The sequence below is a fragment of the Streptomyces sp. NPDC041814 genome, from assembly GCF_055590565.1.
This window is the reverse complement of the sequence record NZ_JBVJAM010000001.1, coordinates 1,137,338-1,157,173: the sequence shown is the minus strand read 5'-3', so window position 1 is coordinate 1,157,173 and position 19,836 is coordinate 1,137,338. Positions and strand designations below refer to the sequence as shown.

Sequence of the window (19,836 nt, the reverse complement as noted above, 5' to 3'; positions counted from 1 at the left end):
GCCGGAGATGCGGGATCATTTCTGCCATGACCGAGGTGTCCTCGCTCACAGGGCGGCTGCTCGTGGCCGCGCCCGCCCTGGCGGACCCGAACTTCGACCGCGCGGTCGTGCTGCTCCTCGACCACGACGAGGAGGGCTCCCTCGGCGTGGTCCTCAACCGCCCCACGCCGGTGGGCGTCGTGGACATCCTGGCGGCCTGGGCCGGGCTGACCGGAGAGCCGGAGGTCGTCTTCCAGGGCGGACCGGTCTCGCTGGACTCCGCCCTCGGGGTCGCGGTGATCCCGGGCGGCGAGGGCCCCCTCGGCTGGCGCCGGGTGTACGGGGCGATCGGCCTGGTCGACCTGGAGGCGCCGCCCGAGCTGCTGGCGGCGGCCGTGGGATCGCTGCGGATCTTCGCGGGGTACGCGGGCTGGGGGCCGGGACAGCTGGAGCGCGAGCTGTCCGAGGGTGCCTGGTACGTCGTGGAATCGGAGCCCGGTGACGTCTCCTCGCCGCGCCCGGAGGGGCTGTGGCGTGCGGTCCTGCGCCGGCAGCGCAGCGAACTGGCCATGATCGCCACGTATCCGGACGACCCTTCGCTGAACTGATGTCCCGTTCTTCAGTACGCTTGGCCTTTATGAGCACTCTTGAGCCCGAGCGCGGGGCAGGTACCGGAACCCTCGTGGAGCCGACGCCGCAGGTGTCGAACGGGGACGGCGACCACGAGCGCTACGCCCATTACGTCCAGAAGGACAAGATCATGGCGAGTGCCCTGGAGGGCACCCCCGTGGTCGCACTGTGCGGCAAGGTCTGGGTACCGGGGCGCGACCCCAAGAAGTATCCGGTCTGCCCGATGTGCAAGGAGATCTACGAGTCCATGGGCGCCGGCGGCGACAAGGGCAAGGGCGGCAAGGACAAGAAGTAGCGGCCACCGGTACGGCCCGCAGCTGAAGGTCCGGGAGACCCCCGGGGTGCGCGTCCGCGCGCCCCGGGGGTCTTTCGCGTGCCGTTGCACGGGCTGCTCCGCCAGGTCACAGAGTGGTGCAGACGTGGTTCAGACCACTTGTCGCCGCCCCGGACCCCGCCTACTCTCCTGCCTGTTGTGCAGAACGAAATGTGCGTTGCACATTCTGCAACGCTGACCGGTAGGGGTTCCCGGATGAAGTTCTCTGCCCGAATCGCCGCCCCGGCCGCGGCGCTCGTCCTGGCGGGCCTCACCGCCACCGCCTGCGCGCCGCAGACCTCCGACACCGGAGCCAAGGGCGACGAGAAGACCGGCACGCTGCGTGTCTGGCTGTTCCAGGAGGTCGGCAACAAGCCGAAGGAGAAGGTGGTCGACACCGCCGTCGCCGCCTTCAGGAAGGCCCACGAGGGTGCGGAGGTCGAGATCGAGTACATCCCGGTCGAGACCCGCGCCCAGCGCGTCAAGGCCGCCTTCAACGACCCGAAGAGCGCCCCCGACCTCATCGAGTACGGCAACACCGACACCGCCGGGTACGTCAAGGACGGCGGACTCGCCGACATCAGCTCCGAGTTCGGCGCCTGGGCCGACGCCAAGGACACCGACCCGGCCGCCAGGCAGTCCGTGACGGTCGACGGCAAGGTCTACGGCGCCCCGCTCTTCGTCGGCGTACGCGCGCTCTACTACCGCACCGACGTCTTCGCGGACCTGGGCATCGAACCGCCCAAGTCCCAGGCCGAACTGATCTCCACCGCCAAGAAGATCCATCAGAAGAAGCCGGACCTGTACGGGCTCGCCGTCGGCGGTGCCTACACCTACGGCGCGATGCCGTTCATCTGGGCCAACGGCGGCGAACTGGCCGGCCGGGACGGCTCCTCGTACAAGTCCGCCATCAACAGCGCGAAGGCCCGCAAGGGCATCGAGGCGTACACCTCGCTCTTCGGCGCCGGCAACTGCCCGCCCGCCAAGTGCGCGGCCATGGGCGGCAACGCGACCGTCACCGCCTTCGCGTCCGGCAAGGCCGCCATGGCCATCGGCGGCGACTTCAGCCACGCGGCCGTCGAGGCCGGCAGCGTCAAGGGCAAGTACGCGGTGGTCCCGCTGCCGGGCGTCGCCGAGGGCTCCATAGCGCCCGCGTTCGCGGGCGGCAACAACATCGGCGTGCTGAAGAGCAGCGGCCACCGCACCCTGGCCGTCGACCTGATGAAGGAGCTGACCGGCAAGGCGTCCCAGGCCCGCATGTTCGACGCGATGGGCTTCCTGCCGACCTACACCGACGTCCGCGCCGCCGCCGCGGAGCGCGAGCCCTTCGTGGAGCCCTTCGTCAAGACGCTCGGCGCCGGGGCCAAGTTCGTCCCCGCCTCCCCGGCCTGGGGCCAGATCGACTCCTCGCTGATCCTGCCCACGATGTTCCAGGAGATCGTCAGCGGCCGTAAGGACGTGGCGAAGGCGGCCGACGACGCCGCGCAGAAGATGGACGCGGCGTTCGCCGAAGCGGGCTGACGATGACCGCGAACAGCACGGCGTACAAAGCGTCCCCCACGCCCCGCCCGCGCCGCCGGCCCGCATCCCCGGCCCGGCGGCCGGGCTGGACCCCCTGGCTCTATCTGCTGCCCGCGCTCGTCCTGCTCGGCGGGCTGCTGGTCTACCCGATCTACCAGCTCGGCCTGATCTCCTTCCTGGAGTACACCCAGGCCCAGGTCAGCGGCGGCGAACCGGCCACCTTCCAGGGGTTCGGCAACTACACGACCCTCTTCGGCGACAGCCAGTTCTGGCAGGTCCTCCTCGCCACCGTGGTCTTCGCCGCCGCCTGCGTCCTGGCCACCCTGCTCGTCGGCTGCGCCCTCGCCGTCCTGCTGACCCGGATCCGGGCCGTGCCCCGGCTCGCCCTCATGCTCGCCGCGCTCGGCGCCTGGGCGACGCCCGCGATCACCGGGTCGACCGTCTGGGTCTTCCTCTTCGACGCCGACTTCGGCCCGGTCAACCGGATCCTGGGGCTCGGCGACCACTCGTGGACGTACGGGCGCTACAGCGCCTTCACGCTGGTGCTCCTCGAAGTCCTGTGGTGCTCGTTCCCGTTCGTGATGGTCACCGTGTACGCGGGCATCCGGGCGATCCCCTCCGAGGTCCTGGAGGCGGCCGCCCTGGACGGGGCCTCGCAGTGGCGGACCTGGCGCTCCGTCACCGCGCCGATGCTGCGGCCGATCCTGACCGTCGTCACCATCCAGTCGGTCATCTGGGACTTCAAGGTGTTCACCCAGATCTACGTCATGACCAACGGCGGCGGGATCGCCGGGCAGAACCTGGTGCTCAACGTGTACGCGTACCAGAAGGCGTTCGCCTCCTCGCAGTACAGCCTCGGCTCCGCGATCGGCGTCGTGATGCTGCTGATCCTGCTCGCCGTGACGCTCGTGTACCTGCGTCTCGTACGCCGTCAGGGGGAGGAACTGTGAGGCTGTCCGTCCGCCGGCCCGGCCGGCTCGCCGCCGAGGCGGCCGCGCTGCTCATCGCCGCCGCCGTCGCCTTCCCGCTGTACTGGATGGTGCTCTCCGCCCTCAAACCGGCGGGCGAGATCCAGTCCGCGCACCCCAGGCCGTGGACCCTCGCGCCCTCCCTGGACTCCTTCCGGCGGGTCTTCCAGCAGGAGGACTTCGGGCGCTACTTCCTCAACAGCCTGCTCGTCGCCGGGACGGTCGTCGTCGCCTCCGCGCTCATCGCGTTCCTGGCGGCCACGGCGGTCACCCGGTTCCGGTTCCGCTTTCGGACCACGCTGCTGATCATGTTCCTGGTCGCGCAGATGGTGCCGGTCGAGGCGCTGACGATCCCGCTGTTCTTCCTGATGCGGGACTTCGGCCAGCTCAACACGCTGGGCTCGCTGATCCTGCCGCACCTGGCGTTCTCGCTGCCGTTCGCGATCTGGATGCTGCGGGGCTTCGTACGGGCCGTGCCGGACGCGCTGGAGGAGGCCGCGTACATCGACGGGGCGAGCCGCACCCGCTTCCTGTGGCAGATCCTCTTCCCGCTGGTCTTCCCCGGCCTGGTGGCGACGAGCGTCTTCTCGTTCATCTCCACCTGGAACGACTTCCTGTTCGCGAAGTCGTTCATCATCAGCGACACCTCCCAGTCGACGCTCCCGATGGCGCTGCTGGTCTTCTTCAAACCCGACGAGAACGACTGGGGCGGGATCATGGCAGCCTCGACGGTGATGACCGTGCCCGTGCTGGTCTTCTTCGTACTCGTACAGCGACGCCTGGTCTCCGGACTCGGCGGAGCGGTTAAGGACTGACGTCATGGCCATGGAACTGATCCCGGCGCCCCGGAGCGCCGACGACCGGGGGCGCTGTGGATTCGTCCTCGACGCGTCCACCGTCATCGCGGCGGCCCCCGGCACCGGGACCACCGAGCGCTGGCTGCGCGCCACCCTGGGCGCCGCCTTCGGCCTGTCCCTCGCCCCCGGCCCCGAGGACGCCCCGCGCGCCGTCGTGCTGCGCACCGACGCCACCCTGCCCCCCGAGGGCTACCGGCTGACCACCACGTCCGACGAGGGCGTCGTCATCACCGGCGGCAGCCCCGCCGGGGTCTTCTGGGGCGCCCAGACCCTGCGCCAGCTGCTGGGACCCGAGGCGTTCCGCCGGGCGCCCGTGGGCGGGGCCGCCGTCCACGGCTTCGGGTTCACCGACATCGAGGACGCGCCCCGCTTCGGCTGGCGCGGTCTGATGCTCGACGTGGCACGGCACTTCATGCCCAAGGACGACGTCCTGCGCTACCTCGACCTGCTCGCCGCGCACAAGCTGAACGTCTTCCACTTCCACCTCAGCGACGACCAGGGCTGGCGCGTCGAGATCAAGCGGTACCCGCGCCTCACCGAGGCCGGCGCCTGGCGTCCCCGTACCAAGTACGGGCACCGGGCCTCCGAGCTGTGGGACGAGACCCCGCACGGCGGTTACTACACCCAGGACGACATCCGCGAGATCGTCGCCTACGCCGCGGCCCGGCACATCCGGGTCGTCCCCGAGATCGACATCCCCGGCCACTCGCAGGCCGCGATCAGCGCCTACCCGGAGCTCGGCAACACCGACGTCATCGACACCTCTGCGCTCGGCGTCTGGGACAACTGGGGCGTCACACCGAACGTCCTGGCCCCCACCGACCACGTCCTGCGCTTCTACGAGGGCGTCTTCGAGGAGCTCCTGGAACTCTTCCCGCCGGAGACCTCGCCGTTCGTCCACGTCGGCGGCGACGAGTGCCCCAAGGACCAGTGGAAGCAGTCGCCCGCCGCGCAGGCCCGCATCAAGGAGCTCGGCCTGGCGGACGAGGACGAGCTCCAGTCCTGGTTCATCCGCCACTTCGACACCTGGCTCACCGAACGCGGCCGCCGCCTCATCGGCTGGGACGAGATCCTGGAGGGCGGCCTCGCGCCCGGCGCCGCCGTCTCCTCCTGGCGCGGCTACGCGGGCGGCATCGCGGCGGCCGAGGCCGGGCACGACGTGGTCATGTGCCCGGAGCAGCAGGTCTATCTGGACCACCGTCAGCACGGCGGCCCCGACGAGCCGATGCCCATCGGGTACGTCCGCACCCTGGAGGACGTCTACCGCTTCGAACCCGTGCCGCCGTCCCTGAGTGAGGAGGCGGCCCGGCACGTCCTCGGCACCCAGGCCAACGCCTGGTCCGAGGTCATGCAGAACCGGGCCCGCGTCGACTACCAGGTCTTCCCCCGCCTCGCCGCCTTCGCCGAGGTCGCCTGGTCCGCCCTGCCCGCCCCGGACGACCGGGACTTCGCCGATTTCGAGCGCCGCATGACCGCCCACTACGCCCGGCTCGACGCCCTCGGCGTCGGCTACCGGCCGCCGTCCGGACCGCTGCCCTGGCAGCAGCGCCCCGGCATCCTCGGACGCCCGATCGAGGGGGCACCCCCGAACGTGTGAGCCCGGCCCCGACCCGCTCTCCCGCCACCACGGCCCCTGCGACCGTGGTGGCGGCGGCGTTTTCCGAGTGCCGCCCCTGGCAACGGAGAAAGCCGTACGGACATGAGGAAGACCGGCAAAGGGTGCGCACCCCCGAACTGGCCTGAAACCGGGACCATTACCCTGAACCTTGACCGATACGCCCTTCGCGGACCTGCGCGTCGGGCCGGTCCGAAGATGTGCCAGAGTTGCCACGTCCGGGCTTCGAGCACGTACCGTACGGCGAAACAGGCGGGAGCGCCGGGACACCGGGAAGGGGCAGCTGGGTTGACCACGCACGCACCGCAGGCGACGCAGTCCGTGACGCTGCCTGCCTCGCTGGACGAGGCGGTGGCGGCACTCGGCGCCATGCCGGCCGCCGTCCCCGTGGCAGGCGGCACGGACCTGATGTCGGCCGTCAACAAGGGGCTCCTGCGCCCCTCCGGTCTGGTCGGACTCGGCCGGATCAGCGAGCTGCGCGGCTGGCACTACCAGGACGGGCACGCCCTGCTGGGCGCCGGCCTGACCCACGCCCGCATGGGGCGGCCCGACTTCGCGGCCCTCATCCCCGCACTCGCCGCCTCCGCACGCGCCGCCGGACCCCCGCAGATCCGCAACGCCGGCACGCTCGGCGGCAACATCGCGACCGCCGCCCCTACCGGGGACGCGCTGCCGGTGCTCGCCGCGCTGGAGGCCGAGCTCGTCGTCGCCGGACCCGGCGGCGCCCGCCGCGAGATCCCCGTGTCCCACCTGCTGGCCGGCCGCGAGATGCTGGAGCCCGCCGAGCTGATCGGCTTCGTCCGGGTGCCCCTGCTGCACGCCCCGCAGGTCTTCCTCAAGGCCACCGGCCGCACCGGCCCGGGCCGCGCCACCGCCTCCGTCGCGGTCGTCCTCGACCCGGCCCGGCGCGGGGTGCGCTGCGCGGTCGGCGCCATCGCCCCGATGCCGCTGCGCCCCCTGGAGGCGGAGCACTGGATCGCCTCGCTGATCGACTGGGACGGGGCGCGCGGCCTCGCACCCGACGCGCTGGCCGCCTTCGGCGAGTACGTCGCGGCAGCCTGCATCCCGGACCAGGAACCACCCGCCGACGGGGGAGAGGCGCCACCGCTGCCCCCCGCCGTACTGCACCTGCGGCGCACCGTCGCCGCGCTCGCCCGACGCGCGCTGGGGAGGGCACTGTCGTGAGCAAGGAGAACCCCGCCGAGCAGCAGCACGGCGGCTGGCAGCCGACCCCGCAGGGCGGCGACTACGACGGCGAGGCGACCGCCTTCGTCCAGCTGTCTCCGGAGGACCTGGCGGACATCCCGCTGGCCGCGCCCGGCCACGGCTACACCCCGCCGATGATCCTGCCGCTGACCCCTGCCGCCGACCGCGACCCGGCGGCCGCCGGCAACTGGGTCGTCCGGACCCCGGAGCAGCAGCCCGGACAGCCCGCGCCCGACGCGGTCCACTGGCCCGACCCGAACCAGCAGTCCGGCTACGGCTACCCGCACCCCGAGGAACAGCAGCACACCGGCTCGTACCAGGAGCCGTACGGTACGGACCCGGCAGCCACGGGCCAGTGGGCCGTGGACACCTCGTCCTGGCCGGCCCCGGCCGCCCCGCTGTCCGACGACTCCGGCGAGCTGTACACCCCGCCCCCCGTCGCCGACTGGTACGCGGACCGCCCGGCCACGCTGCCGGGCGGCGCCCCGGCGCCCTGGGCGGTGCCGGACGCGGCCGGGGCCGCGGAGCCGCAGGCGGGTGACCCCGCCGATGCCGCGGGCGACGCGGGCGCCGGCGTCCCGGCCGATGGGCTGTCAGGCGTACCGGCCGATGGAACGGTGGGCGTCACGGCCGACGCCCTGGCCGGAGGCCCGGCCGACACGCCCGCCGGTGCCCCTGCCGAGAGCGCTCCCGAGGCGGCGGAGCCCGCCGACGGCGAGCGGCCCGCCCCCGGCCCGGAGGCGGAGGACGTCGCGGCGGCGCCCGGCGCCGAGCCGGTCTCCGAGCCCGTGCGGGCGGCTCCCGACCTGGAGGGCCAGGACGAGGAGCCCGTCGCGGACGCGGGCGCCGAGGCCGACGCGGACCACGGCACAGCGGCGCCCCCGGCGCCCGACGCCCCGGAGGGGCCCCCGCTGCCCAGCGAGCACCCCGCCGCCTCGTACGTGCTGCACGTCAACGGCGTCGACCGGCCGGTCGCGGACGCCTGGATCGGCGAGTCCCTGCTCTACGTGCTGCGCGAGCGCCTCGGCCTCGCCGGGGCCAAGGACGGCTGCTCGCAGGGCGAGTGCGGTGCCTGCAACGTCCAGGTGGACGGGCGGCTCGTCGCCTCCTGCCTGGTCCCCGCCGCCACGACCGCCGGCAGCGAGGTGCGTACGGTCGAGGGCCTGGCCGTCGACGGCGAACCGTCCGACGTGCAGCGGGCGCTGGCGGACTGCGGCGCCGTCCAGTGCGGCTTCTGCATCCCCGGCATGGCGATGACCGTCCACGACCTCCTGGAGGGCAACCACCGCCCCAGCGAGCTGGAGACCCGGCGGGCGCTGTGCGGCAACCTCTGCCGCTGCTCCGGCTACCGGGGCGTCCTGGACGCGGTCAACGAGGTCATCGCGGGCCGCGCCGCAGCCGCCGAAGCCGCCGAGGAGACGGGGGCCGGCGAGTCCGAGGAGCCCCGCATCCCGCACCAGGCGGCTCCGGGCGCCGGTAGTGTGCAGGCCCACCAGCAGGACGGAGGCATGGCGTGAGCAACGACGCGGCCGGCGCCACCCCCACGACGATCAGCATCCCGTCGCCGGCCGGCCCGGGCGGACCCGAGGCCGAGCGGCCGCGGCTCGGCATCGGCGCCTCGCTGCCGCCGGCCGACGCCCGCGCCAAGACCGAGGGCACCTTCCCGTACGCCGCCGACCTGTGGGCCGAGGGCCTGCTCTGGGCGGCCGTCCTGCGCTCCCCGCACGCGCACGCGCGCATCCTCTCCATCGACACCTCGGCCGCCGCCGAGATGCCCGGGGTGCGCGCGGTCGTCACCCACGAGGACGTCCCGGGCGAGGCGCTGTACGGCCGCAGGGTCGTGGACCGCCCCGTCTTCGCCGCCGACCTGGTCCGCCACCACGGCGAGCCGATCGCCGCCGTCGCCGCCGACCACCCGGACACCGCCCGGCTCGCCGCCGCCGCGATCGCCGTCGAGTACGAGGTGCTGGACCCGGTCACGGACCCGGAGAAGGCGTTCGAGGCCGAGCCCCTGCACCCCGACGGCAACCTCATCCGCCACATCCCGCTGCGCTACGGCGACCCGGAGGCGGCCGGCGAGGTCGTCGTGGACGGGCTGTACCGCATCGGCCGCCAGGACCCCGCCCCGATCGGCGCGGAGGCCGGGCTCGCCGTGCCCCGCCCGGACGGCGGCGTCGAGCTGTACACCGCGTCCACGGACCCGCACACCGACCGCGACCTGGCCGCCGCCTGCTTCGGCCTCGAACCGGAGCGGGTCAAGGTCGTCGTCACCGGAGTGCCCGGCGCGACGGGCGACCGCGAGGACCCCGGCTTCCAGCTGCCGCTGGGCCTGCTCGCCCTGCGCACCGGCTGCCCGGTCAAGCTCGCCGCCACCCGCGAGGAGTCCTTCCTCGGCCACGGCCACCGCCACCCGACCCTGCTGCGCTACCGCCACCACGCCGACGCGGAGGGCCGCCTCGTCAAGGTGGAGGCCCAGATCCTGCTGGACGCGGGCGCCTACGCGGACGCCTCCTCGGAGTCGCTGGCCGCCGCGGTCGCCTTCGCCTGCGGCCCGTACGTCGTCCCGCACGCCTTCATCGAGGGCTGGGCCGTCCGCACGAACAACCCGCCCTCGGGCCATGTCCGGGGCGAGGGCGCGATGCAGGTCTGCGCCGCCTACGAGGGCCAGATGGACAAGCTGGCCGCGAAGCTGGGGATCGACCCGGCCGAGCTGCGCATGCGCAACGTGCTGGCCACCGGCGACATCCTGCCGACCGGGCAGACCGTGACCTGCCCCGCCCCCGTCGCCGAACTGCTCACCGCCGTCCGGGACCACCCGCTGCCCGCCCTGCCCAAGGACGCCCCGGAGGACGACTGGCTGCTGCCGGGCGGCCCCGAGGGCGCGGGCGAACCGGGCGCGGTGCGGCGCGGCGTCGGATACGCGCTGGGCATGGTCCACATGCTGGGCGCGGAGGGCGCCGACGAGGTGTCCACGGCTACGGTCCGGGTCCAGGATTCGGTCGCCACCGTCATCTGCGCCGCCGTCGAGACGGGCCAGGGCTTCTCCACGCTGGCCCGGCAGGTCGTCCAGGAGACCCTGGGCGTCGAGGAGGTGCACGTCGCCTCCGTCGACACCGACCAGCCCCCGGCGGGCGCGGCCACCCACGGCCGGCACACCTGGGTCTCCGCCGGTGCGGTCGAACGCGCCGCGAAGATGGTCCGCACCCAGCTCCTCCAGCCCCTGGCGCACAAGTTCGGGATGTCCACGGAGCTGCTCCAGATCACGGACGGCAAGATCACCTCGTACGACGGGGTGCTCTCCACGACCGTGGCCGAGGCGCTGGACGGCAAGGAGCTGTGGGCCACCGCCCAGTGCCGCCCGCATCCCACCGAGCCCCTGGACGGGTCCGGGCAGGGCGACGCCTTCGTGGGCATGGCGTTCTGCGCGGTCCGCGCGGTGGTGGACGTCGACATCGAGCTGGGCTCGGTCCGGGTGGTCGAGATGGCCGTCGCCCAGGACGTCGGCCGCGTCCTCAACCCGTCCCAGCTGGCGACCCGTATCGAGGCGGGCGTCACCCAGGGCATCGGCGCCGCCCTCACCGAGAACCTCCGCACCGCCCGCGGCCTGGTCCGCCACCCGGACCTCACCGGCTACGCCCTGCCGACCTCGCTGGACGCGCCGGAGATCCGCATCGTCAAGCTGGTCGAGGAGCGGGACGTGGTCGCCCCGTTCGGCGCGAAGCCCGCGTCGGCGGTCCCGGTCGTGACCTCCCCGGCCGCGGTGGCGGCGGCCGTCCGCGCCGCGACCGGCCGCCCGGTCAACCGCCTCCCGATCCGCCCCCAGGCGGCGGTCGCGGCCCCGAAGGGCTGACGCGGCGCCGTTCCCTTGCCTCCAACCCCCGGTGGCGTGCGCTGAGTTGAGTACGCGTACTCAACTCACCGCACCCCACCGGGGGTTAGTGTGTGGCGCACCTGCGACCGAGGGGGGAAGCATGGCCACGCCGATCACCGGCGGCACGCAAGGACTCTGGATCGACCCAGACCAGGTGGGAAAGGCGGCAGCCGCCGCCGACAAGGTCGCCGAGGACATACCCGGCGACATCAAGGGCCTGTTCGCATCGACGGACGTGGCGGTGGCGGGGCTGGCGGGCTTCGAGTCCGCCCCCGCGCTCGACGAGTGCCTGGAGGCGTGGACGAAGGCGTTGCGCGCGCTGGCGGGCCTGGTGGGGGGCGCCGCGGACGCGGTCCGCGGCTCGAACAACGGCTTCGCGGACGACGACCGGCAACGACGGGACGCGTTCCTCGGCCCCTACGCGCCGGGCGCCGCGCCGCCGGACATGTACTACACGCCGCACACCCCGGACCTCACCACGCCGCCGTCGGCGAACGGGGGGCGCTGAGATGCGGCTTCCGGAACTCCGTGACGCGGAGCCCCTGCTGATGACCGGCGCGGGCGACTCCTGGGCCGCGCTGGCGGACAAGATCACCACACGGGCCGGTGAGTTCGGCGCGTATCTCCACCGCCCCCTCGTGCAGGAACAGGTGTGGGGCGGGCTCACCGCCGAGACCGCCGCCGAACGGCTCGGCCGGATCCGGTGGTACATGAACATCGCCACGACGGAGCTCGACAGCGTTTCCACGGTGCTGCGGGCCTGCGGTGAGGAACTACTGAACCAGCAGGACCTGCTGAAGGCCGCGCTCGCGGACGCGTCGGGCGCCGGCTACAAGGTCGCCGACGACGGCACGGTCACGGCCCCGGCCGTCGACACCGCCCACATGGCCCCGGGCGATGTCGGGATGATGCACCGCGACCAGGCGGCCCGGGCCCAGGAGTACGCCGACCGGATCGCCGAGGCGTGGCACGGGGCGCAGGCGGCGGACAAGGAGTACGCGGCGAAGATCAGGCTCTTCACGGCCGCGGCCAACCGGTGCGCCAAGGGCGACTGGTCCCACCTCGCGGTCGAGCTGGCGACGGTCGGCGGGATCGAGAACGAACTCCTGACACACCTCGGCATGCCGGACGCGAAGGCCCCGGCCGACGCCGTCCACACCTGGTGGACCTCGCTCTCGCCCGCCCTGCGCGGCGAGCTGATCGAGGACTACCCGCAGCTGCTCGGCAACCGCGACGGCATCCCGGCGGCCGACCGGGACCGGGCCAACCGCTTGTACCTGCCGACGCTGCTGGACAGCCTGGAGACCGACTACGCGGGGTCCTCGGGGGACGAGGCGGCGGCGCTGAAGGACAAGATCGAGGGGGTGAAGGGGATCCAGCAGCAGCTCAGCCTGGAGCGTGAGTATCCCCTGTTGCTGCTGGGCCTCGGCGACGAGGGCAACGGCCGGGCCATCGTGTCGTTCGGCAACCCGGACACGTCGCAGAACGTGTCGGCGTACGTGCCGGGGCTGAACACGAAGCTGAGTGGTCATTTCGCCTCGTCGGACGTGGAGCGCGCCTGGAACGTGGCGAGGGTCGCGAACGGGGAGTACCCGGGGTCCTCGACCGCCTCCGTCGTCTGGCTCGGCTACGACGCGCCCCAGCTGGACGGCTTCCAGTGGTCGTCCACCGATGTCATGCGCGAGGGCGATGCCAAGGCCGGCGCTCCGGCCTACAACAGCTTCCTGAGCGGCATCCATGCCACGCATGAATCCGGGTCGCCGCATGTGACGGCCATCGGCCACTCGTACGGCTCCCTGACCGTGGGCCAGGCCACCCAGCTACCCGGTGGAATCCCCGCCGACGACGTGGTCCTCGTGGGTAGTCCGGGCACCGGCGTCGACCACGCCAGGGATCTGGGCGTGGGCGCCGAGCACGTCTACGTCGGTGCGGCGAAGAACGATCAGGTCACCCATCTGCCTTCGCAGGAGGATGTGATGTTCTCCGGTCCTTTGAACAAGGAGGTCGGATCCGGTTCCAACTGGTTCGGCACCGACCCGGCCGGAAGAGACTTCGGAGGGCACCACTTCAGCGTCGCCGACGGCCCGGACACCGGACTCGTGGGGCTCGTGACCGGAAATCTTCCGGCTCATTCCCTCTACTTCAGTGACACGGAGGGCGGCGATTCCTTGTACAACATCGCGAGTGTCGTGGCCGGTCACGGCGACGCGATCAAGACGACGGTGCCGAGGTGACGCGTACGAGCGGCGCGGTGCGGCTGTTGGTGTGTGTGCTCCTGACCATGGTGCTCACCGCTTGTCAGGGCGGCAGGGAGAAGGAAGAACCCAAGATGGACATGCAGCAGGCGGGGGAACGCGCCGAGGAGATTCTGGACGGCACGATAGGCGCGATCCAGCCAGCAGTGAAGTGGGCTCGCGGCCTCACGGGGGAAACGGCATGCGACGCAGGCTTCAGTGAGCCGACCGGCACGACGAGCATCACCCGGAGCAGGAACGTACTCACCGTGGTTTCCCGGCAGCGGCGCGGAGAGCTGTTCGAAATGATCCAGCGGTACTGGGAACGGCAGGGCTTCCGGGACTTCGACGTCGACTCCGCCGAGGACATGCCGCGGACCCGCGCCAAGTCCCCCGACGGGCTTATCGTCATCCTCTCCGCCGGTGAAATCGGCAACGTTTCCGTCACCGCCGGTTTCGCTTGCGCGAAGGACTCGCCGATGACCTATCCGAAGGGGACACCGAGTCGCCCCGGGGGGCCGACCAAGTCGGAGCGAATCCCTCACGAACACTCGTCCTACTGGTCCGCCACCGGCTCATGAGGAGGTCGGTGTGGCTGCTGCTCGGGTGCGTGCTTCTGGCCGTGGCACTCACCGCGTGCTGGGGCGGCGCGGGCAGGGAAGAACCCAAGATGGACATGCAGCAGGCGGGGCAGCGCGCGGAGGAGCTCCTCGATGACACGATGGAGGCCATCCAGCCACCGGTGAAATGGGTGCGAGGGTCGACGTTTGAATCGCCGTGCAGCACCGGCCTCAATGAGCCGACCGGAACGACGACCGTCGTGCGAAGCAGGAACATTCTCACCGCGGTCTCCGAGCGGCGACGTGATGAATTGCTGAAGATGGTGCAGCGGCACTGGGAAAAGCGAGGAGCCGGGGACTTCGACATCCGCTCCGGCGAGAAGAGGCCACAGATCCGGGCCACGACTGCCGACGGGCTGACCGTGACGCTTTACGTCGGCAATGTGGGCAATGTGTATATCCGTGCCGGATTCGGGTGTGCGCAAGACTCCGCGATGACGTATCCGGAAGGGACGCCCGGCCACCCCGGAGGGCCGGACGAGCCGGAGCGGATACCCCACGAGCATTCGGCCTACTGGTCCGCCACCGGCTCATGAAGGGACCGGTGCGGCTGCTCGGGTGTGTGCTCCTGGCCATGGTGCTCACCGCATGCTGGGGCGGCGTGGGCAGGGAAGAACCCGAGATGGACATGCAGCGGGCGGGGGAGCGCGCGGAGGAAATCCTGGACGGCACGATGGCGGCGATCCAGCCGTCGGTGAAATGGGTCCGCGGTACGCCATCGGAATCGACGTGCAGCACGGGCCTCAATGAGCCGACCGGGACGACGACCGTCATGCGCGGCAGAATCATCCTCACCGCAATATCAAAACACCGGCGCGGCGCATTGCTGGCGATGATCCAGCGGTACTGGGAGAGGCAAGGGTTCCGGGACTTCGACGTCGACCGCGACGAGAAGATGCCGCAGATCCGGGCGACAGCTGCCGACGGACTCACCGTGGCCCTGGGCGTCGGCGATATCGGCAATGTCTACATCGATGCCGGGTACGGATGCGTGCGGGACTCCGAGATGACCTACCCGAAGGACACACCCGGTGTGCCCGGGTCGTCGGCGACGACGGTGGGGATTCCCCGGGAGTACTCGGCCTACTGGTCCGAGACCGCACCGCACTGACCCCGCAACGACGAACCGCCCGCCCCCTGGAGCAAGGGGGCGGGCGGTTGTCCGGAGACCGTGACCGGATTCGAACCGGTGTAACTCGAGTTGCAGTCGAGCCCCTGAGCCTCTCGGGCACACGGTCCTGCGTGGTGTCGCTGAACCGACCGTAGGCCCGGCCGCGCGGGGCGCTCAAGGGTTCCGGCGGGCGTGCAACGCGACTGCCATACGCCGTTCACGATCGCGGCAGCCGTCCTAGGTCCAACGGCCGAGGGCAGGGCCGACCACCGACAGGGTTCATCAGGGGTTTCGCCCCTTACCCTTGGCTCATGACCGCCCTGGAACCGCGCGACGCCGATGTCCCGCGCCTCATCGAAGACGTCGACGTCCCCGCCCCGGAGGGGCCCGTGCTGCCGGAGGGCATTCTCGGGCGGACGTACCGGGCGCTCAGCATCGGCATCGTCTCCGTGGTGTTCCTGATCGCCTTCGAGGCGACCGCCGTGGGGACCGCGATGCCGGTCGCCGCGCGTGAGCTGCACGGCATCCCGCTGTACGCGTACGCGTTCTCGGCGTACTTCACCACCAGCCTCTTCGCCATGGTGCTGTCCGGGCAGTGGGCCGACCGGCGCGGGCCGCTCGCCCCGCTCGCCACCGGGATCAGCGCCTTCGCGGCGGGGCTGCTGCTGTCCGGGACCGCGGGCTCGATGTGGATGTTCATCGCGGGCCGCGCCGTCCAGGGGCTCGGCGGCGGGCTGGTGATCGTCGCGCTGTACGTGGTGATCAGCCGCGCCTACCCGGAGCACCTGAGGCCGGCGATCCTGGCCGCGTTCGCCGCGAGCTGGGTCATCCCCTCGGTCGTCGGGCCGCTCGCCGCCGGAAGCGTCACCGAGCACCTGGGCTGGCGCTGGGTCTTCGTCGGCATCCCGGTCCTGATCGTCTTCCCCCTCGCGCTCGCGCTCCCGGAGATCCGGCGCATGGCGTCCGGCCCGGCGGACCCGGAGGCGCCGGTGGAGGCGTACGACCGCCGGCGCATCGCGCTCGCGCTGGGCATCTCGCTGGGCGCCGGGCTGCTCCAGTACGCCGGCCAGGAGCGGAACTGGCTCTCGCTGCTGCCGGTCGCCGCCGGGGTCGCGCTGCTCGTCCCCGCGATCCGGGGGCTGCTGCCCGGGGGCACGTGGCGCGCGGCGCGCGGGCTGCCCGCGGTGGTGCTGCTGCGGGGCGTCGCGGCCGGGTCGTTCATCGCCGCCGAGTCGTTCGTCCCGCTGATGCTGGTCACCCAGCGCGGCATGTCCCCGACCCTGGCGGGCCTCTCCCTGGCCGCCGGCGGCGGCACCTGGGCTCTGGGCTCGTACGTGCAGTCCCGGCCCCGCCTGGAACCGCACCGCGAGCCCCTGATGGTCGGCGCCATGGTCCTGGTCGCCCTGTCCATCGCGGCGGCCCCGGCCGTGCTCATCACCTCCGTGCCGGTCTGGACCGTGGCCGTCGCCTGGGCCTTCGGCTGCTTCGGCATGGGCGTGGTGATCGCCTCCACCAGCGTGCTGCTCCTGAAGCTGTCCGCCCCCGAGGAGGCCGGGGCCAACTCGGCCGCCCTCCAGATCTCCGACGGCCTCTCCAACGTCCTCCTGCTGGCCGCGGGCGGCGCCGCCTTCGCGGCCCTGGGCGGCGGCACGATGGACGTCACGGAGAAGGCCGCCACCACCTCCCACCCGTCAGCCTTCGCGGTCGTCTTCTTCCCGATGGCGGCGGTGGCCCTGGCGGGGGCGTGGGTGGCGGGACGGGTGCGGGAACGGTGACCGGGCGCCGTACGGCAGCCGCCGTGTGAGAGCCGTCGCACTTGCGTGTGCGGTGGCGCGGTACGCCGTGGTGCGGGGCAGTCGCACCGGTAGGGTGGCCCGGTTGTCGTATCGCGTGCGGAGCCGCTCCGGCCCGCGCGGACAGCGCCCACGTACCCGAGAGACCCGAACCGGAGACCGTGACTACTACCGCCTCCCACCACCTCTCACCCGCCTTCCCCGGCCGCGCCCCGTGGGGCACTGCCGGAAAGCTGCGAGCCTGGCAGCAGGGGGCCATGGAGAAGTACATCCAGGAGCAGCCGCGCGACTTCCTCGCCGTCGCCACCCCCGGCGCGGGGAAGACCACCTTCGCGCTGACCCTCGCGTCCTGGCTGCTGCACCACCACGTCGTGCAGCAGGTCACCGTCGTCGCGCCCACCGAGCACCTGAAGAAGCAGTGGGCCGAGGCGGCCGCCCGGATAGGGATCAAGCTGGACCCCGACTACAGCGCCGGTCCGCTGAGCAAGGAGTACCACGGGGTCGCCGTCACCTACGCGGGCGTCGGCGTCCGCCCGATGCTGCACCGCAACCGGTGCGAGCAGCGCAAGACCCTGGTCATCCTGGACGAGATCCACCACGCCGGTGACTCCAAGTCCTGGGGCGAGGCGTGCCAGGAGGCCTTCGACCCGGCGACCCGGCGGCTCGCCCTCACCGGCACCCCCTTCCGGTCGGACACCAACCCGATCCCCTTCGTCGTGTACGAGGAGGGCAACGACGGCATCCGGCGCTCCTCCGCCGACTACACCTACGGCTACGGAAACGCCCTGGCCGACGGCGTCGTGCGCCCGGTGATATTCCTCAGCTACAGCGGCAACATGCGCTGGCGCACCAAGGCCGGCGACGAGATCGCGGCCCGGCTCGGCGAGCCGATGACCAAGGACGCCATCGGGCAGGCGTGGCGCACCGCCCTGGCGCCCACCGGCGACTGGATCCCCAATGTGCTGAGCGCGGCCGACAAGCGGCTCACCGAGGTCCGCAAGGGCATCCCGGACGCGGGCGGGCTCGTCATCGCCACGGACCAGGAGTCGGCACGCGCGTACGCCAAGATCCTGAAGAAGGTGACCGGCGAGTCGGCGACCGTCGTCCTCTCCGACGAGAAGGCCGCCTCGAAGAAGATCGACAAGTTCAGCCAGGACGACTCCCGCTGGATGGTCGCCGTCCGCATGGTGTCCGAGGGCGTCGACGTGCCGCGCCTGGCCGTCGGGGTGTACGCGACCACCATCTCGACCCCCCTCTTCTTCGCCCAGGCCGTCGGCCGCTTCGTGCGCTCCCGCAGGCGCGGCGAGACCGCGTCCGTCTTCGTCCCCACCATCCCGATGCTCCTTGAGTTCGCGAACGAGATGGAGGTCGAGCGGGACCACGTCCTCGACAAGCCCAAGAAGGGCAGCGACGAGGAGAACCCGTTCGCCGAGGAGGACAAGCTCCTCGCCGACGCGGAGAAGCTGGAGGACGAGGAGACCGAGGAGCAGCTGCCCTTCGAGGCCCTGGAGTCCGACGCGGTCTTCGACCGGGTGCTCTACGACGGCGCCGAATTCGGCATGCAGGCGCACCCGGGCAGCGAGGAGGAGCAGGACTACCTGGGCATCCCCGGGCTCCTCGAACCCGATCAGGTCCAGCTGCTGCTCCAGAAGCGGCAGACCCGGCAGATCGCGCACAGCCGGCAGAAGCCCGCGTCCGAGGCCGACCTGCTGGAGAAGCCCGCCCAGGACCGCCCGGTCGTCACGCACAAGCAACTCCTCGGCCTGCGGAAGCAGTTGAACACCATGGTCTCCGCCTACACCCACCAGAGCGGCAAGCCGCACGGCGTGATCCACACCGAGCTGCGCCGCGTCTGCGGCGGACCGCCGAGCGCGGAGGCCACCGCCGGGCAGATCGAGCAGCGGATCAAGAAGGTCCAGGAGTGGGCCACCCGGATGCGCTGACCCGCGTACGGCGTACAACCGGCCCCGGCACCCTCGCGCAAGGGTCCCGGGGCCTTGTCGATCAATGAATCGGCCGAAAAATTTTCACGGTGAGTTAACCGTGGTTCACATCCGGTCTACGGAGCGTCGCGGGAGAGTCGGCCGACATGGACGCGCGTAGATGTGCGACGAACCGCCCGCGCGCCGCTGACCGGCACTTATGCTCGTACGGCGCAACCGGGTTTTTGAGGCAGACCGGATTCTGGACGAGGGCTTCCGCTGAGCGGACTCGCTCGCTACTGTCCAAAAAATGTGAACGCCCCGTGGCAACGCCGCCGCGGAGCGCAGCCGGTGCCTTGGCCAGGCCGGCGGCCTCTCCGTGCGTCGCCCCGGGACCGGTGGCGCACATCCCACGAGACCAGCCGCGGCCGCTCACCACGGAGGAGGGGGCGTCGTGACCGCGGAGACCTCCCAGACGCTCGACAGAGGACTGCGTGTCCTCAAACTGCTCGCCGACACCGACCACGGCCTGACGGTCACCGAGTTGTCCAACAAACTCGGTGTGAACCGCACCGTGGTCTACCGCCTGCTCGCCACGCTGGAGCAACATGCCCTGATCCGCCGCGACTTGGGCGGCCGGGCGCGAGTCGGCCTCGGCGTCCTGCGCCTGGGCCGCCAGGTCCACCCGCTCGTCCGGGAGGCGGCGCTTCCGGCGCTGCGCTCGCTGGCCGAGGACATCGGGGCCACCGCCCACCTCACCCTGGTCGACGGCTCCGACGCGCTGGCGGTCGCGGTGGTCGAACCGACCTGGACCGACTACCACGTGGCCTACCGGGCGGGCTTCCGCCACCCGCTGGACCGGGGCGCCGCAGGCCGGGCCATCCTCGCCGCCCGCCAGAAGCCGGTGGGCGAGACCGCCTTCACCCTCACCCACGGCGAACTCGAAGCGGGCGCGAGCGGTGCGGCGGCCGCGCTCATGGGCGTGACGGGGGTGGAGGGCAGCGTCGGCGTCGTCATGCTGGCGGACTCCGTCCCCGAGCGGGTGGGGCCCCGGGTGGTGGACGCGGCCCGGGAAGTCGCCGACGCGTTGCGCTGAGAAACCCAGCCCGTCCGGCGTTCGAGGACGGAACCGGTTGGCCGGGGGCCGGCGCCCCCGGTGGCCGGGAGCGGCGGGCGGGCCGCACGTTAGATTGGAC

The 19,836-nt window shown here is 72.1% G+C and carries 17 protein-coding genes and 1 tRNA gene; 17 read left to right on the top strand and 1 reads right to left on the bottom strand.

Annotated features, from left to right (window positions below; all coding sequences use genetic code 11):
* Positions 1 to 26 precede the first annotated feature (26 nt).
* The 14 genes from ACZ6C6_RS05235 (at position 27) to ACZ6C6_RS05170 (ending at position 14,925) form a co-directional block, all read left to right on the top strand.
* A complete protein-coding gene (locus tag ACZ6C6_RS05235) occupies positions 27 to 587 on the top strand; it encodes a YqgE/AlgH family protein (protein WP_018100784.1) in 561 nt (186 codons plus the stop codon).
* A gap of 29 nt (positions 588 to 616) precedes the next feature.
* A complete protein-coding gene (locus ACZ6C6_RS05230) occupies positions 617 to 904 on the top strand; it encodes a DUF3039 domain-containing protein (RefSeq protein WP_026171211.1) in 288 nt (95 codons plus the stop codon).
* A gap of 234 nt (positions 905 to 1,138) precedes the next feature.
* The gene (locus ACZ6C6_RS05225) at positions 1,139 to 2,443 is read left to right on the top strand and encodes an extracellular solute-binding protein (protein ID WP_469199166.1); all 1,305 of its coding nucleotides are present in this window, start codon (positions 1,139 to 1,141) and stop codon (positions 2,441 to 2,443) included.
* A gap of 2 nt (positions 2,444 to 2,445) precedes the next feature.
* Entirely contained in the window at positions 2,446 to 3,393 is a 948-nt protein-coding gene (locus ACZ6C6_RS05220; RefSeq protein WP_469199164.1) for a carbohydrate ABC transporter permease, read from the top strand.
* Positions 3,390 to 4,226, top strand: coding sequence for a carbohydrate ABC transporter permease (locus ACZ6C6_RS05215; protein WP_469199162.1), 837 nt, complete (start codon positions 3,390 to 3,392; stop codon positions 4,224 to 4,226). Before ACZ6C6_RS05220 ends, ACZ6C6_RS05215 begins: the two co-directional genes overlap by 4 nt.
* A gap of 4 nt (positions 4,227 to 4,230) precedes the next feature.
* The gene (locus ACZ6C6_RS05210; protein ID WP_469199160.1) at positions 4,231 to 5,865 is read left to right on the top strand and encodes a beta-N-acetylhexosaminidase; all 1,635 of its coding nucleotides are present in this window, start codon (positions 4,231 to 4,233) and stop codon (positions 5,863 to 5,865) included.
* A gap of 306 nt (positions 5,866 to 6,171) precedes the next feature.
* Positions 6,172 to 7,068, top strand: a complete 897-nt coding sequence (locus ACZ6C6_RS05205) for an FAD binding domain-containing protein (RefSeq protein WP_469199158.1) — start codon at positions 6,172 to 6,174, stop codon at positions 7,066 to 7,068.
* Entirely contained in the window at positions 7,065 to 8,606 is a 1,542-nt protein-coding gene (locus ACZ6C6_RS05200) for a (2Fe-2S)-binding protein (RefSeq protein ID WP_469199156.1), read from the top strand. The genes ACZ6C6_RS05205 and ACZ6C6_RS05200 overlap by 4 nt, the downstream gene beginning before the upstream one ends.
* Entirely contained in the window at positions 8,603 to 10,939 is a 2,337-nt protein-coding gene (locus ACZ6C6_RS05195; RefSeq protein WP_469199155.1) for a xanthine dehydrogenase family protein molybdopterin-binding subunit, read from the top strand. Before ACZ6C6_RS05200 ends, ACZ6C6_RS05195 begins: the two co-directional genes overlap by 4 nt.
* Positions 10,940 to 11,060: 121 nt before the next feature.
* The gene (locus tag ACZ6C6_RS05190; RefSeq protein WP_469199153.1) at positions 11,061 to 11,468 is read left to right on the top strand and encodes a hypothetical protein; all 408 of its coding nucleotides are present in this window, start codon (positions 11,061 to 11,063) and stop codon (positions 11,466 to 11,468) included.
* 1 nt (position 11,469) lies between these two features.
* Entirely contained in the window at positions 11,470 to 13,194 is a 1,725-nt protein-coding gene (locus tag ACZ6C6_RS05185; RefSeq protein ID WP_469199151.1) for an alpha/beta hydrolase, read from the top strand.
* Entirely contained in the window at positions 13,191 to 13,775 is a 585-nt protein-coding gene (locus ACZ6C6_RS05180) for a hypothetical protein (protein ID WP_469199149.1), read from the top strand. Before ACZ6C6_RS05185 ends, ACZ6C6_RS05180 begins: the two co-directional genes overlap by 4 nt.
* Positions 13,776 to 13,783: 8 nt before the next feature.
* The gene (locus tag ACZ6C6_RS05175) at positions 13,784 to 14,350 is read left to right on the top strand and encodes a hypothetical protein (RefSeq protein WP_469199148.1); all 567 of its coding nucleotides are present in this window, start codon (positions 13,784 to 13,786) and stop codon (positions 14,348 to 14,350) included.
* 38 nt (positions 14,351 to 14,388) lie between these two features.
* Positions 14,389 to 14,925, top strand: coding sequence for a hypothetical protein (locus tag ACZ6C6_RS05170; RefSeq protein ID WP_469199146.1), 537 nt, complete (start codon positions 14,389 to 14,391; stop codon positions 14,923 to 14,925).
* Between the two features lie 55 nt (positions 14,926 to 14,980).
* Here ACZ6C6_RS05170 and ACZ6C6_RS05165 read toward each other — a convergent pair.
* Positions 14,981 to 15,052, bottom strand: a tRNA-Cys gene (locus tag ACZ6C6_RS05165).
* A gap of 184 nt (positions 15,053 to 15,236) precedes the next feature.
* On the opposite strand from ACZ6C6_RS05165, the gene ACZ6C6_RS05160 reads away from it, so the two are divergent.
* The 3 genes from ACZ6C6_RS05160 to ACZ6C6_RS05150 all read left to right on the top strand — a co-directional run bounded on the left by ACZ6C6_RS05160 (position 15,237) and on the right by ACZ6C6_RS05150 (position 19,736).
* Positions 15,237 to 16,700: an MFS transporter gene (locus ACZ6C6_RS05160; RefSeq protein WP_469199144.1), complete on the top strand. Its 1,464-nt coding sequence runs from the start codon at positions 15,237 to 15,239 to the stop codon at positions 16,698 to 16,700.
* 179 nt (positions 16,701 to 16,879) lie between these two features.
* Positions 16,880 to 18,661, top strand: coding sequence for a DEAD/DEAH box helicase (locus ACZ6C6_RS05155; protein WP_469199142.1), 1,782 nt, complete (start codon positions 16,880 to 16,882; stop codon positions 18,659 to 18,661).
* A gap of 433 nt (positions 18,662 to 19,094) precedes the next feature.
* Positions 19,095 to 19,736, top strand: coding sequence for an IclR family transcriptional regulator (locus ACZ6C6_RS05150; RefSeq protein ID WP_018100771.1), 642 nt, complete (start codon positions 19,095 to 19,097; stop codon positions 19,734 to 19,736).
* Positions 19,737 to 19,836 lie beyond the last annotated feature (100 nt).

Excerpts from the sequence above, each read along its gene's own strand:
- ACZ6C6_RS05235 (WP_018100784.1), top strand. The coding sequence starts at position 27 with ATGACCGAGGTGTCCTCGCTCACAGGGCGGCTGCTCGTGGCCGCGCCC.
- ACZ6C6_RS05230 (WP_026171211.1), top strand. The coding sequence starts at position 617 with ATGAGCACTCTTGAGCCCGAGCGCGGGGCAGGTACCGGAACCCTCGTG.
- ACZ6C6_RS05225 (WP_469199166.1), top strand. The coding sequence starts at position 1,139 with ATGAAGTTCTCTGCCCGAATCGCCGCCCCGGCCGCGGCGCTCGTCCTG.
- ACZ6C6_RS05220 (WP_469199164.1), top strand. The coding sequence starts at position 2,446 with ATGACCGCGAACAGCACGGCGTACAAAGCGTCCCCCACGCCCCGCCCG.
- ACZ6C6_RS05210 (WP_469199160.1), top strand. The coding sequence starts at position 4,231 with ATGGCCATGGAACTGATCCCGGCGCCCCGGAGCGCCGACGACCGGGGG.
- ACZ6C6_RS05190 (WP_469199153.1), top strand. The coding sequence starts at position 11,061 with ATGGCCACGCCGATCACCGGCGGCACGCAAGGACTCTGGATCGACCCA.
- ACZ6C6_RS05185 (WP_469199151.1), top strand. The coding sequence starts at position 11,470 with ATGCGGCTTCCGGAACTCCGTGACGCGGAGCCCCTGCTGATGACCGGC.
- ACZ6C6_RS05170 (WP_469199146.1), top strand. The coding sequence starts at position 14,389 with ATGGTGCTCACCGCATGCTGGGGCGGCGTGGGCAGGGAAGAACCCGAG.
- ACZ6C6_RS05160 (WP_469199144.1), top strand. The coding sequence starts at position 15,237 with ATGACCGCCCTGGAACCGCGCGACGCCGATGTCCCGCGCCTCATCGAA.